The sequence below is a fragment of the Mycobacterium sp. Root265 genome (genome assembly GCF_001428895.1).
GTDB lineage: Bacteria > Actinomycetota > Actinomycetes > Mycobacteriales > Mycobacteriaceae > Mycobacterium.
The window spans coordinates 1-13,402 of the sequence record NZ_LMJA01000004.1; the positions used below are offsets into that span (position 1 = coordinate 1).

The window sequence follows — 13,402 nt, forward strand, 5'->3', positions numbered from 1 at the left end:
ACGCCACCGCCGCACGAATGTCCATCGCCGTCACCTTCTGGGCCATGAACCACTCTGGATCCAACCAGCCCGCTCAGGTGTAAGCGATGTCCCGAGACACACCCCTGTAAGCGATGTCCTGCGACTTCACATCGGAACCATTCCGACGAGCACTCCACAAACCGCGATGTGGGGAACCGATCGGCGGGATGCTGCGTCCAAATCAGTGTGCTGGCAGACCTACTGCGCGACCATGACGGCGTCATCACGCTTGCCCAGGCACAGGACGTCGGGCTCGGACGGGACGACGTGCACTACCGGGTGCGCACCGGCGCCTGGCGACAATGCGCACGTGGTGTCTACTTCGCGGATGACCGGGAATTCACCGACCGGGCACGAATTCGTGCCGGGGTGTGGGCTTACGGTCACCGAGCCGTCGCCAGCGGCCTGACCGGGGCCTGGTGGCAGCGCCTCACACAGTTCGCGCCCGAGATCGTCGAAGTGACCGTGCCGCGGGAATGCCGGCTGCGTCTCCAGCCCGGGACCAGGTTGCGTCGTCGCGATCTCGATCCGGCCGAGGTGATCGAACGAGACGACTTGCGCGTGACGGCGCTGCCACTGACGGTCGTCGAAGCCGCCGTTCGTCGCGGTGGGGGCGCCAAACTGATGGACTCCGCCCTGCAACGGCATGTCGAACTACCCGCGCTGTGGAAGGCCCACCTCAACAACACAGGCCGGCACGGTTCACCGGCCGCGCGACGCCTGCTGAGAGCTGCGGAGGACGGAACCCGATCCGCGGCCGAACGCCTGCTCGCGACGCTCCTTCGCCAGGCCGGGATCACCGGGTGGAAGGCCAATCACCGGGTGGCCGGGTACACAGTCGACTACGCGTTTCCCGACGCGAAGCTGATCCTGGAAGTCGATGGCTGGGCATTCCACAGTGACGCAGCCGTTTTCAATCACGACCGGGTGCGTCAGAATGCCCTTATTCTGGCCGGCTTCCAGGTGCTGCGATTCACCTGGCTGGACCTCACCGAGTACCCCGATCACGTCATCGCGCAGATTGCACACGCACTCGCGCGGTGATTTGGGGAGTTTTCGTCGGATTGGTTCCGACGAAAACTCCACAAATCGCAGGGGCTAGGGGAGGATCACCGTGCGCTGCACCGGCTCGGCGGCGGCCTGACGGGCGCGCAGGCCCCGGCGCAACGCGTCGAGCAGCTGATCGCGGGTCTCGCGCGGGTCGATCAGCTCGTCGAAACCGAGATGGTCCGCGGACCGGAAGGACGCGGACAGTTCGGCATCGCGCAGCTGCGCGGACAGATCCGCCTCGGCGTGTGAGGCCTTCGACAACGCCGCCGCGCTCATCGCGCCCATGGTGGCCCCCGGGAAGGCGAACGTCGCCTCCTGACTGTCGAATCCCAACAGCGACATCACCATCGAGCCGAACCCGTAGGCCTTGCGCAACGTCACATGCAGCTTGAGCGTCGTCGCTGCCGTCTGCGCCGCGAACATCCGGGCACCCGCGCGCAGCACGCCGGTCCGCTCCGAGCGGCTACCCGGCAGCATGCCGGGGTTGTCGGCGAGGAACACGATGGGCAGGTGGAAGGAGTCGGCCACCATGATGAAATGCGCTGCCTTGTCGGCGGCGTCGGCGTCGATCGAGCCGGCCAGCACATTGGGCTGATTGGCGACCACGGCGACCGGGTGCCCGCCCAGGTGGGCGAGCGCGCAGATGATGGCCTTGCCGAACTGTGGCTGGACTTCGAACCAGTCGGTGTTGTCGAACAGGATGTCGAGCACCGAGCGCATGTTGTACACGCGGCGGTTGTCGCGGGAGATGATGTCGAGCAGTTCCGGGGTGGGCCGCGGTTCGGAGTCTTCGTCATGGGGCAGTTGGTCGGGATAGGACCAGGCGCTGGACGGGAAGTAGGCCAGGTAGCGGCGGATATCGTCGATGACGGCTTCATCGGTGTCGGCGTGGTTGTGGATCACCCCGCTGTGCAGCGCGACCGCCGGCCCGCCGAGGTCCTCCTTGGTGATGTCCTCGCCGGTGGACTCCTTCACCACCGGAGGCCCGGCGGTGAAGATGGCGCCCTGACTGCTCATGATGCGGAAGTCGCTGACCGGGGCGACCAGGGCGCCGTGTCCGGCCGACGGGCCCAGCACCGCGGCGACCGTCGGCACCCGGCCCGAGCACTGCGCCTGGGCGATGAGGTCGGTGGGGGTGCGGCCGTAGTGCGCGCCGGTGGGGCGGAACCCGGCGCCCTCGAGCAGCATCACCAACGGGATCTTGTCGCGCACTGCGAGTTCGGCCAGCCGGTAGCGCTTGGCGTTGCCGGTGGAACCGATGCTGCCGGCCAGGGTGGTGAAGTCCTCGGCGCCCACCATCACCGGTGCGCCGTTGATCAGGCCGGATCCGGTGACGATGCCGTCGGCGGCGATCTCACCGCCGGCGAAGGTGCCGAATTCACGGAAAGTGCCTGCGTCCAACAGTCGGTCGATACGGGCTCGCACGTCCAGCTTGCCCTTGGCGTGATGCTTGGCGACGCGCTCTTCGCCGCCCATCGCCAGGCTGTGCTGACGACGGCGGTCGAGGTCGTCGAGCGTGTCCTGCCAGTCGGAAGCGTTCGTCATACACCGGTCCTGTTCTCGGTAACCCTGGTTATCCCTGTGACCATACTGATTGACCATACTGAATTGCTTACTGTAGCGTCCCCGGCATGGGTAATGTCGCCCGGCTGAGCATCGATCGCGGTATCCCGAGCGACCTCACCGCTGTTCCCGCGCGGGCCCGGGAAATCGAACTGCAGGGCTACGACGGCTGCTGGACCGGCGAGCTCGCCCACGACCCGTTCCTGCCGCTGCTGCTGGCCGCCGAACACACCTCCCGGCTGCAGCTGGGCACCAGCATCGCGGTGGCGTTCGCGCGTAACCCGATGCTGATCGCCAACCTCGGCTGGGATCTGAACACCTACTCCCAAGGGCGGTTCATCCTCGGTCTCGGCACCCAGGTGCAGGCGCACATCGAGAAGCGCTACGGAATGCCGTGGAGTCATCCGGCACGCCGGATGCGGGAGTTCGTCGCTGCGGTACACGCCATCTGGGCGACGTGGCAGGGCGAATCACGGCTGAGCTTCGAGGGCGAGTTCTACACGCACAAATTGATGACGCCGATGTTCACTCCCGAGCCGCAACCGCACGGGGTGCCGAGGATCTTCATCGCCGCGGTCGGTGATCTGATGACACGGACCGCGGGTGAGGTCGCCGACGGCCTCATCGCGCATGCCTTCACCACCCGCCGCTACCTCGATGAGGTGACCGCGCCTGCCCTGCAGTCCGGACTCGACGCCGCGGGCCGGTCCCGGGAGACCTTCGAGCTGTCCTGCCCGGTGTTCGTGGTGACCGGTGAGAACGCCGAGCAGTTCGAGGCCTCGGCGGCCGCGCACCGAAAGCAGTTGGCCTTCTACGGTTCGACGCCGGCCTACCGCAAGGTGCTCGAGCTGCACGGCTGGGGCGATCTGCACACCGAGTTGCACCGGCTGTCGCGGCTGGGGGAGTGGGACACCATGGCGACGCTGGTCGATGACGACGTGCTGGCCGCGTTCGCCGTGGTCGCCGAATTGCCGGATGTCGCCGACGCCCTGGTGCGGCGCTGTGCGGGTGCGATCGACCGGGTGCTGCCCGGATTCCCGGCGGGAATGTCGGAGAACGCGATCGCGACGGTGCTCGGTGATGTTCGAAAGTCGTTGGCGGAGAACCAATCATGATCGACAGAATCGGCGGCAAGGTTGTCGTCATCACGGGTGCGGCCCGTGGTATCGGGTATGCGACAGCGCGCGCACTGCGCGATCGCGGCGCCCGGGTGGTGATCGGGGATCGTGATGTCGCCGTGCTGGAGAGCGCGGTGCAGTCCCTGGGCGGCGGTGTCGAGGGATATCCGCTCGATGTCACCGACCGGGACTCGTTCGCGGTATTCCTGGACAAGGCGCGCGGTGGGGGTCCCATCGACGTGCTGATCAACAACGCCGGTGTGATGCCCATCGGCGGTTTTCTCGACCAGGGCGAGCAGGCGTTGAGATCGGCGATCGAGGTCAACTTCTACGGCGTGGTCACCGGTTGCCAACTGGTGCTTCCCGAGATGATCGAACGCGGAGGCGGCCACATCATCAACGTCGCGTCGCTGGCCGGTTTGATGCCGGTGCCGGGGCAGACCGTCTATGCCGGAACAAAATCCGCGGTGATCAGCCTGTCGAGCGCGATGGCCGACGAGTTCGCCGCGCGGGGCATCCAGGTCAGCGTGGTGATGCCGCCGTTCACCCGCACCGAACTGATCGCGGGCACCGCGGAGACCAGGACCAACAAGCCCGTCGAACCCGCGGCGATCGCGGCGGCGATCGTCAGGGCGCTCGACAAGCCCAAGACCCATGTCACCGTGCCCGGTGGCATCCGGTTCGTGCTGGGCCCGATCGGGCTGCTCGGCCCGCGCGGCCGGCGCTGGGTGGGCCGGCGCTTCGGCACCGACAAGGTGTTCCTGGAATTCGACACCACCGCGCGGTCGGGATATGAGCAGCGGGCGCAGGACGCACTCGGCGTCGTGAGCACGGAACAACGAGGAGCAGACCGGTGAGCATTCCGACCATGGACGACGCAGCGAAGGTACTCGCGGATCCGAAGGCCTATACCGATGAGGCCGGACTGCACGGCGCGCTGACGCATCTGCGCGCCCACGCGCCGGTGTCGTGGGTGGATGTGCCCGGCTACGCGCCGTTCTGGGCCGTCACCAAGCACGCCGACATCATGGAGATCGAGCGCGCCAACGACATCTTCACCAACTCTCCGCGGCCCGTGCTGGTCACCAGGGAAGCCGATGAGCAGCAGGCCGCCATCGGCATCAAGACGTTGATCCACATGGACGACCCGCAGCACCGGGATTTCCGCGCCATCGGGGCGAACTGGTTCCGGCCCAAGGCGATGCGGGCTCTGAAAGAGCGCGCCGACGAGTTGGCCGTACAGTTCGTCGACACGATGGCGGCCGAAGGCCCGGAGTGCGATTTCGTGCAGCAGGTGGCGGTCAACTACCCGCTGTACATGATCATGACCCTGCTGGGCGTGCCGGAAGCGGACTTCGCGTCACTGTTGCGCTGGACGCAGGAGTTGTTCGGCAACGACGACGAAGAATTCCAGCGCGGCCAGAGCATGGAGGAGCGGGGGCTGGCGCTGCTCGAGATGTTCCAGTACTTCACCGAGCTCACCGCGTCCCGGCGGGCGAACCCCACCGACGATCTGGCCTCGACCATCGCGAACGCAACCATCAACGGCGAACCGCTCGATGACATCGCCACCGTGTCCTACTACGCGATTCTCGCTGCGGCCGGCCACGATACGTCGAGTGCCAGCATCTCCGGCGGCATGCATGCGCTGATCGAGCACCCGGATCAGTTGGCCCGGCTGCGCGAAAATCCCGCCCTGATGCCGCTGGCCGTCGAGGAGATGATCCGGTGGACCACCCCGGTCAAGGAGTTCATGCGAACGGCCCAGCGTGACTATGAGATCCGCGGGGCGCGCATCGCGGCGGGAGATTCGGTGCTGCTGTCCTACGTATCGGCCAACCGTGACGAAGACGTCTTCGGTGAGCCCTTCCGGTTCGACATCGGCCGGGATCCCAACAAGCACATCGCCTTCGGGTACGGCGTGCACTTCTGTCTGGGTGCCGCCCTAGCCCGCCTCGAGGTGAACAGCTTCTTCTCCGCGCTGCTACCGCGGCTGGAGTCGGTCGAATTGACCGGCACCCCGGCGCACGTCGCGACCACGTTCGTCGGCGGGCTCAAGCACCTGCCGATCCGGTATCGGGTGAGCTAGCAGCAGCGCGACTGCGGGTTGGCCTCGGTCGCCGCGTGGCGCATCCGCCAGTACTCCCGTTCGGTGGGAACCGGCGCACCGGGGTGCACACGATCGAGGTGCTCGACGTAGCGCCGGTAGTGATTGTCGCCCATCAATGATGACCAGTACCAACCGATCTGGCGTGCGATTTCGGTAGCGCGTCCCATTGCTTTTGCACCTCCTTCTCGGCAGCGGTGGGGATCATCCCCGAGGGCGCGAAGATGCGCGAGGGCACCGGTTCGTCCTCGGTCAGCGGCCGGCCCGTGCCGCGGATCGCCTTGAGCGCCATGATGACACCGGCGGCGACCACGATGATCACCAGGACCGCGAACACGATCGACAGTGTGCCCTGTATGAAGGTGTTCCGGATGACGGCGTCGATCTGATCGGGATTCTTCGCGGCGCCGAACGTCGCCTGGCCCGCATCCTTGGCGTTGCGGTACTGGAAGTGCTGAGTCCAGTAACCGACCTTCGGGTCGCCGGAGAAGATCTTCTGCCATGACGCCGTCATCGTCACCACCAGATCCCACAGCAGCGGAACCCCGGGTATCCAGGCCCATTTCAGCAGGCCGCGTTTGATGATCACCACGGTGACGACCGTCAGGGCGATGGCCGCCAACAGCTGGTTGGCGATACCGAACAGCGGGAAGAGCGTGTTGATGCCGCCCAGCGGGTCGGTCACGCCCATCAGCAGGATGCTGCCCCAGGCGAGCACCACGACCAGACTGCAGATCCAGGCGCCGACCCGCCAGCTCGGATTCTGCAGCTTCTTCAGCGGACCGCCGAGGTTGCCCAGGGCATCGGAGAGCATGAAGCGCGCCACCCGGGTGCCCGCGTCGACGGTGGTGAGGATGAACAGCGCCTCGAACATGATCGCGAAGTGATACCAGAACGCTTTGAGGCTCTCCCCGCCGAACACCTGGTGCAGCACCTCGGACATGCCGAAGGCCAGGGTCGGGGCACCGCCGGTGCGGGAGACGATCGACTCCTCGCCGACACCGGCTGCCGCGCCGGTGATCTCGTCGGCGGTGATATCGGGCCCGGACAGTCCCAGCCCGTTGACGTAGTCGGCGGCGGTCTGCGCGGTCGTCCCGGTCGACGCGGCGGGCGCGTTCATCACGAAGTAGAGGTGCTGGTTGAGGATGGCTGCGGTGATCAGCGCCATGATCGCGACGAACGACTCGGTGAGCATGCCGCCGTAGCCGATGAGGCGCATCTGGCTTTCCTTCTCCAGCAGCTTGGGCGTGGTGCCCGAGGAGATCAGCGAATGGAAACCCGACAGCGCGCCGCAGGCGATGGTGATGAACAGGAACGGGAACAGGGAACCGGCGAAGACGGGGCCGGTGCCGCTGGTGGCGAACGACGAGATCGCCGGCGCCTCCATGATCGGCCGGGCCACCAGGATGCCGACCGCCAGCAGTGCGATGGTGCCGACCTTCATGAACGTCGACAGATAGTCGCGCGGAGCCAGCAGCAGCCACACCGGCAGCACCGAAGCGGCCAGGCCGTAGATGATGATGCACCACGACAACGCCACCTTCGACAGCGTGAACCAGTCGGTGCCCCATTGGGTTTCGGCCACCCAACCGCCGGAAACGACGGCGAGCAACAGCAGCACCACACCGATCAGCGACACCTCCGAGACCCGGCCGGGCCGCAGGAAGCGCAGATACAGGCCCATGAAGATGGCGATCGGGATGGTCATGGCGATGGAGAACACGCCCCACGGGCTCTCGGCGAGGGCGTTCACCACGACCAGCGCCAGCACCGCGAGCAGGATCACCATGATGACCAGCACGCCGACGATGGCCGCGGCGCCGCCCACCACGCCGAGTTCGTCCTTGGCCATCTGGCCCAGTGACCGTCCGCGCCTGCGCACCGAGATCGACAGCACCAGATAGTCCTGGACGCAGCCGGCGACCAGCGCGCCGATGATGATCCAGATGGTGCCGGGCAGATAGCCCATCTGCATCGCCAGCACCGGGCCGACCAGCGGTCCGGCTCCGGCGATGGCGGCGAAGTGGTGCCCGAACAGCACCCGTCGGTCCGTCGGCATGTAGTCGGTGCCGTTCTCGAACACCTCTGCCGGGGTGGCGACCTCATCGCGCGGCTTGACGATCTTCATCTCGATCAGCCGGGCGTAGAACCGGAAGCCGATGACGTAGGTGCAGATCGCGGCGATGACGAACCACACCGCGTTGATGGTCTCGCCGCGGAAGAACGCGATGATCGCCCATGCGACGGCGCCCAGCACCGCCACCAATCCGAAGATGATGCGGTGCTTGGCGGTGATGGGAGACCGGTCGACGATCGCTACCGGCGGCAGATCCTTGTCGGTGCGGATGTAGGTGATGTCGCCGTCATGTTCTTCGAGGCGCTCCGGTGCGCGTGGTGAAGCCATGCGTTGATCCTTGCACCGGAGATAGGCCGCAACGGGACTTTCCGGTCATCCGTTGCGTTCGTAGTGTTCACGGACGGTGTCGACCGTGTCGGCCTCGGCGGCGTTCTTGTCGTCGCGGTAGCGCAGCACCCGGGCGAACCGCAGTGCCATCCCGCCGGGATACCGGGTCGACCCCTGCACACCGTCGTAGGCGATCTCCACGACCTGCTCGGGCCGCACCTTCACGACGTAGCTGTCGGTCGGCCCGTCGGCGAGCTCGGTGAACCGCCGGGTCTGCCAGGCCAGCATCTCGTCGGTCATGCCCTTGAACGTCTTGCCCAACATGACGAAGCCCCCGGACTGCGGGTCGCGGGCGCCGAGGTGGATATTCGACAGCGTGCCGGTGCGCCGCCCGGAACCCCACTCCACGGCCAGCACCACCAGATCCAGGGTGTGCACCGGTTTGACCTTCAGCCAGGCCGCGCCGCGCCGGCCCGCGGCGTAGGCGGCGGCCGGGTCCTTGGCCATCACACCCTCGTGGCCCGCGGCGAGCGTCGAATCCAGAAATTGTTGCGCGGCAGCAGGGTCTGAGGTGTGCAGGCGCTGCATCCGCTGCTGCTCGGGCACCACTTCGTCCAGCGCGGCGAGGCGTTCGGTCATCGGCAGGTCCAGCAGGTCCGTGCCGTCGCGGTGCAGCAGGTCGAAGAAGAACACCGACAGTGGCTCGCGGCCCAGCTCACCGGACCGGGTACCGAACCGGGACGCGGTGACCTGGAAGCGGTGCGGCCGTCCATCGGGGCGCAGCGCGATGGCCTCCGCGTCGGCGATGAGATCGGTGACCGGGAGCGCCAGCGTGGCCGCGACGACCTCGGGCAGGCGTGCGGTCACATCGTCGAGGCTGCGGGTGTAGATCGAGACGGTATCGCCGGCCCGATGGACCTGCACCCGGGCACCGTCGAGCTTGGATTCGAACAGTGCTGTGCCGCCGAGTTTGTCGAGCGCGTCCCCGACCGAGGTCGCGGTCTGGGCCAGCATCGGTCCGATCGGGCGGCCGACCTGAAGGGTGAACTGACCCAGCGCCGGCTCCCCACCGCTGAGGGCGGCGGCCGCGACGACCGGCAGATCCCCGGCCAGCATGGCCGCTCGCCGCACCGCAGCCACCGGTACCGCGGCGGCCTTGGCGACGGCGTCGACCATGACCCCGGCCAGCGCCCCCTGGCGTAACTCGCCGGCCAGCAGCCGTCGTAGGAACTGCTGCTCATCAGCGGTGGCGGCGCCGAACAGCGCGCCGAGATACTCCGCGCGACGGGCCTGCGAACCGGGCCCGGCCAGCCCCTTGAGCGTCGAGAACGTCGCATCGACGCCGGCCGCGGTGAGGGTGGCGGTGGCGGCCGGGTCCGGCAGGGTGCGCAGCGAGGCCCAGCCGACGCCGATCTGGCGCTGCGGCAGCTCCCCGGACAGCCACGCCACCACCACACCGATGTCGGCGGGCGTGCCGGCTGCGGACAGTACCGCCGCGACCCGGTTGACCTTGGCCAGGCGCGACGACAGGGAACCCACCTCCGTCGAGGTGGCCGCGATCTCGGCGAGCAGCATCGGTCCAGCCTGCCACCGGGCTCCGACACAAAATGAGGGAAAACATGCTCAGCAGGCAGTTCAGTGGTTCCCTTAGAGGTGTGACACCGTGGAATCGGCCCGCCATCCGGGAGCGCCGTTCATGAAGCGAGGCCGTGAGCACGGCCGACCTTCCGTCGTGCTGCAACACCGGACGGTGTGGCAGGGCAGCGCGCTGCTGCTGAAACGGCCCGACGAGCGGTTCCCGGCCCGGCTGGCGACGGTCGAGGAAATGCTCGGACACCTCGATGCCGGGTTCGCGATACTGCTGGGCCGGACCACCGCCGCACTGCGGAACCTCGACACCGGGGCGGCAGTTCTCGATCACACGCATACGTTCGGCCGGCGCAAGCATTGCAGCCTGCTGCTCACGCACTGGATCGCCGACGACAACCGCGAACGGGCCGTGCACCGGCAAGCGTTCGTGGATGCCTATCGTGCGGGCGGGGTGCCGCCGCCCGCCGGCGTCATGCCCGACCATCTCGCGGCGGTGCTGGAGTTCGCCGCCCATGTCGACCCGGAGGGGGGCCGGCAGCTGTTGGTCGAGCACCGGGTGCCGATCGCGGCGCTACAACGGGCACTCAGCGACGCCGGTTCGCCGTACGCCCACGCCGTCGCCGCGGTCTGCGCGACACTTCCCGAGGTCGGCGCCGAAGAAGTCCGCAGCGTGCCCGGCAGCGGAGCGGCTGCCGAAACGGTTGGCACGCAACACGTTCACCTGGACGTTCCGCCGAACTGAGGACCTTTGGCCCTGTCGCGCACCCCCGTTGTCCCCGACACTGGAGGTCGACGCGGCGAGACATGCACGCCGCCCCAGGGAGGTGGCCACGATGTCCGCTGTCACGACGCACGGAACGCAGCTCGATGTTCTGAACCGCAGGCAGTGCCTGGATCGGCTGGTGCAGGTGCGGGTCGGCAGGCTGGTGTTCACCGAGGACGCGTTGCCCGCGATCCAGCCCGTCAACTTCCGGGTATGGCGCGACGATGTGGTGATCCGGGTGGCCGGCGGGCCCAAGTTGCACGCGGCCACCGCCCACCAGGTGGTCGCCTTCGAAGCCGACGTGCTGGACCCTGACCTGCGCAACGGTTGGAGCGTGACGGTGGTCGGGCACGCCGAACCCATCACCGGGGTCGACGATCTGGTGGATGTCGCCGGCACCTTCATCGAGCCCTGGGCGCAGGGCCGACGGGATCATTTCATCCGGATCCGGACCGACCGGATGACCGGGCGGGAGTTCCGCGAGGCCGCTGCGCCGCGGTACCGGCCATGATGGAGTCATGCCGGTGGTGAAGGTGTTCCTGGTCGACGATCACGAGGTCGTCCGCCGCGGTCTCATCGACCTGCTCGGATCCGATCCCGACCTGGAGGTCGTCGGCGAAGCGGGCACGGTCGCCGAGGCGCTGGCCCGCGTGCCCGCCGCCCGCCCGGATGTGGCGGTACTCGACGTGCGGTTGCCCGACGGCAACGGCATCGAGCTGTGCCGTGACCTGCTCTCGGACCTGCCGGAACTGCGGTGCCTGATGCTGACATCGTTCACCTCCGACGAGGCCATGCTGGATGCGATCCTGGCAGGCGCCAGCGGGTATGTCATCAAGGACATCAAGGGACTCGAATTGGCAACGGCCATCAAGGATGTCGGTGCGGGGCGGTCGCTGCTGGACAACCGTGCCGCCGCGGCGTTGATGGCCAACCTGCGCGGCGCGGCCGAACGCGATGACCCGCTGACCGGGCTCACCGAGCAGGAACGCACACTGCTACATCTACTCTCGGAGGGCCTGACCAACCGCCAGATCGCCGCGCGCATGTTCCTCGCCGAGAAGACGGTGAAGAACTACGTGTCCCGGCTATTGGCGAAGCTGGGCATGCAACGCCGAACGCAGGCAGCGGTTTTCGCGTCGAAGCTGGAGCAGGGAGTCAGACCACCGAGAAGCTGACGGTGTGCCAGCCGGTGGCGCCGTCGGGGACGACGTCGGCCATCTCCTCGGTCTGCACATAGCCGGTGTTGTCGGTGGCCCGTACCGCGATCAGATGGGGCCCGGTCTGATCGGCCTGCCAGTCGAAACTCCACAGCCGCCAGGTGTCATCCGAGTACGCCGCCCCGAGAGTGGCCTGCTGCCAGGGGCCCTCGTCGATGCGGACCTCGACCGCACGCACACCGCGCGGCTGGGCCCACGCGACCCCGCCGAACCGGACCGGCCCGGCCGGGACGTCTTGCCCACTGCGCGGCACCTCGACACGGGACTGCGTCTTGATCGGGCCACGCTCGGACCAGCCCAGCGGTGTCCAATAACCTTCGGCGCGATCGAATCTCGTCAACTCCAGATCGACCACCCACTTGGTGGCCGAGACGTAGCCGTACAGGCCCGGCACCACCAGACGGGCAGGGTAGCCGTGTTCGATCGGCAGCGGCTGACCGTTCATCGTGATGGCCAGCAGCGAATCCCGATCGTCGGTCATGGCCTCGGTCGGGGTGCCCGCGGTGAACCCGTCGCTGGATTTCGAGAGCACCATATCGGCGTCGGGGGAGACCCCGGCCGCCGCCAGCAGATCCCGCACGCGGTACCCGCCCCAGACCGCGTTGCCGACGAGATCACCGCCGACCGGATTGGACACACAGGCCAGCGTCACCATCTGCTCGATCAGTTCGAACTGTTCGAGATCGGCGAAGGTGAAGGTCTTTTCGTTGTCGACCATGCCGTGGATGCGCAGTTTCCAGCCCTCACGCGACAGTTGCGGCACGCTCAATGCGGTGTCGATGCGGTAGAACTCGGCGTTGTCGGTGACGAATGTGCTCAGGTCGACGCCGGCGGGCTGAACACCGGGCGGCAGCGGCGGCGCGGGCTTGGCGATCTTCGGCGGGGTGAACGCCTCGCGGTCATCGGCCACCGAATGCACCCGCCGCGACCACACCGAGCCGACCGCCCCGCCGAGCACGCCGAGACCGAGCAGGCCGAGCGCGGCCAGCGACAACCGGCGGCCGGGGTCTGCTTCGGCGGATTCGTGGGCGGTCCCGTCGCTCAACCGCCCGGAGGTCAGGAAACGCAGGACCAGGATGCCGGCCACACCGCCGACCGCGGTCGGGATCACGTCGACCGGAGTGGATCCGGGGCGGGTCAGCACCGCCACACAGCCGGCCGTCGCGGCGGCGGCGAACATGACGCTGCCGATCGGGACCCGGCGCCGCTCGGCCAACCCGGCGATCGCGGCCAGCACGGCGATGACCAGCAGCACCGCCACCGCCAGGAACAGCTTGTCGGAGGTGCCGAAGGTCTGGATCGCCCACTCCTTGACCGGACCAGGGGTCAGGTCGATGACGGTGGACCCGATGGCGTTGCGGGCGTCGGCGGAGGAGCCGAGCGGGACTGCCACCAGTGCGCTGACGCCGAGGGTCACCGCGGCGGCCGCGATTCCGCTGAGAATGCGGGTGCCGGGGGAGGGGGAAGTCACGCTGACCACGCTAGCCCAGCGAAGTTCCCGAAAGGCTTACCGTACTGTGACGTCGGAACGTAGCGTTACATTCTGACCGCTTTATGGAAAGGGAGCCA

Annotated in this window: 12 protein-coding genes; 7 read left to right on the forward strand and 5 right to left on the reverse strand. The window is 67.6% G+C overall.

Going from position 1 to position 13,402, the window contains the following annotated elements; all coding sequences use genetic code 11:
- The first annotated feature begins 207 nt into the window (after window positions 1–207).
- Entirely contained in the window at window positions 208–1,065 is an 858-nt protein-coding gene (locus ASE48_RS06290) for a type IV toxin-antitoxin system AbiEi family antitoxin domain-containing protein (protein ID WP_057166206.1), read from the forward strand.
- 54 nt (window positions 1,066–1,119) lie between these two features.
- On the opposite strand, the gene ASE48_RS06295 is transcribed toward ASE48_RS06290, so the two are convergent.
- Entirely contained in the window at window positions 1,120–2,616 is a 1,497-nt protein-coding gene (locus tag ASE48_RS06295; RefSeq protein WP_057166207.1) for an acyl-CoA carboxylase subunit beta, read from the reverse strand.
- An 86-nt stretch (window positions 2,617–2,702) separates the two neighbouring features.
- On the opposite strand from ASE48_RS06295, the gene ASE48_RS06300 reads away from it, so the two are divergent.
- The 3 genes from ASE48_RS06300 to ASE48_RS06310 are packed head-to-tail and all read left to right on the forward strand — an operon-like array spanning window position 2,703 to window position 5,841.
- Entirely contained in the window at window positions 2,703–3,749 is a 1,047-nt protein-coding gene (locus ASE48_RS06300; protein WP_057166208.1) for an LLM class F420-dependent oxidoreductase, read from the forward strand.
- A complete protein-coding gene (locus ASE48_RS06305; protein WP_057166400.1) occupies window positions 3,749–4,609 on the forward strand; it encodes an SDR family oxidoreductase in 861 nt (286 codons plus the stop codon). The genes ASE48_RS06300 and ASE48_RS06305 overlap by 1 nt, the downstream gene beginning before the upstream one ends.
- The gene (locus tag ASE48_RS06310; RefSeq protein ID WP_057166209.1) at window positions 4,606–5,841 is read left to right on the forward strand and encodes a cytochrome P450; all 1,236 of its coding nucleotides are present in this window, start codon (window positions 4,606–4,608) and stop codon (window positions 5,839–5,841) included. Before ASE48_RS06305 ends, ASE48_RS06310 begins: the two co-directional genes overlap by 4 nt.
- Here ASE48_RS06310 and ASE48_RS32095 read toward each other — a convergent pair.
- The 3 genes from ASE48_RS32095 to ASE48_RS06320 are packed head-to-tail and all read right to left on the reverse strand — an operon-like array spanning window position 5,838 to window position 9,838.
- Complete coding sequence (locus ASE48_RS32095) at window positions 5,838–6,029, reverse strand: YbdD/YjiX family protein (RefSeq protein WP_082614031.1); 192 nt, start codon at window positions 6,027–6,029, stop codon at window positions 5,838–5,840. The two genes, ASE48_RS06310 and ASE48_RS32095, sit on opposite strands and share 4 nt — an antisense overlap.
- Entirely contained in the window at window positions 5,975–8,263 is a 2,289-nt protein-coding gene (locus ASE48_RS06315) for a carbon starvation CstA family protein (protein WP_057166210.1), read from the reverse strand. Before ASE48_RS06315 ends, ASE48_RS32095 begins: the two co-directional genes overlap by 55 nt.
- A gap of 45 nt (window positions 8,264–8,308) precedes the next feature.
- Window positions 8,309–9,838, reverse strand: coding sequence for an ATP-dependent DNA ligase (locus tag ASE48_RS06320; RefSeq protein WP_057166211.1), 1,530 nt, complete (start codon window positions 9,836–9,838; stop codon window positions 8,309–8,311).
- 121 nt (window positions 9,839–9,959) lie between these two features.
- Between ASE48_RS06320 and narJ the strand changes: the two genes are divergently transcribed.
- From narJ to dosR, 3 genes are all read left to right on the forward strand, one after another.
- Complete coding sequence (narJ, locus tag ASE48_RS06325; RefSeq protein ID WP_082614032.1) at window positions 9,960–10,595, forward strand: nitrate reductase molybdenum cofactor assembly chaperone; 636 nt, start codon at window positions 9,960–9,962, stop codon at window positions 10,593–10,595.
- 91 nt (window positions 10,596–10,686) lie between these two features.
- Entirely contained in the window at window positions 10,687–11,127 is a 441-nt protein-coding gene (locus ASE48_RS06330; RefSeq protein WP_057166402.1) for a pyridoxamine 5'-phosphate oxidase family protein, read from the forward strand.
- A gap of 13 nt (window positions 11,128–11,140) precedes the next feature.
- Window positions 11,141–11,791: a hypoxia response regulator transcription factor DosR/DevR gene (dosR, locus tag ASE48_RS06335; protein ID WP_057166403.1), complete on the forward strand. Its 651-nt coding sequence runs from the start codon at window positions 11,141–11,143 to the stop codon at window positions 11,789–11,791.
- On the opposite strand, the gene ASE48_RS06340 is transcribed toward dosR, so the two are convergent.
- Window positions 11,772–13,304 (reverse strand): molybdopterin-dependent oxidoreductase, encoded by a 1,533-nt coding sequence (locus ASE48_RS06340; RefSeq protein ID WP_057166404.1) that lies wholly within the window; start codon window positions 13,302–13,304, stop codon window positions 11,772–11,774. The two genes, dosR and ASE48_RS06340, sit on opposite strands and share 20 nt — an antisense overlap.
- Window positions 13,305–13,402 lie beyond the last annotated feature (98 nt).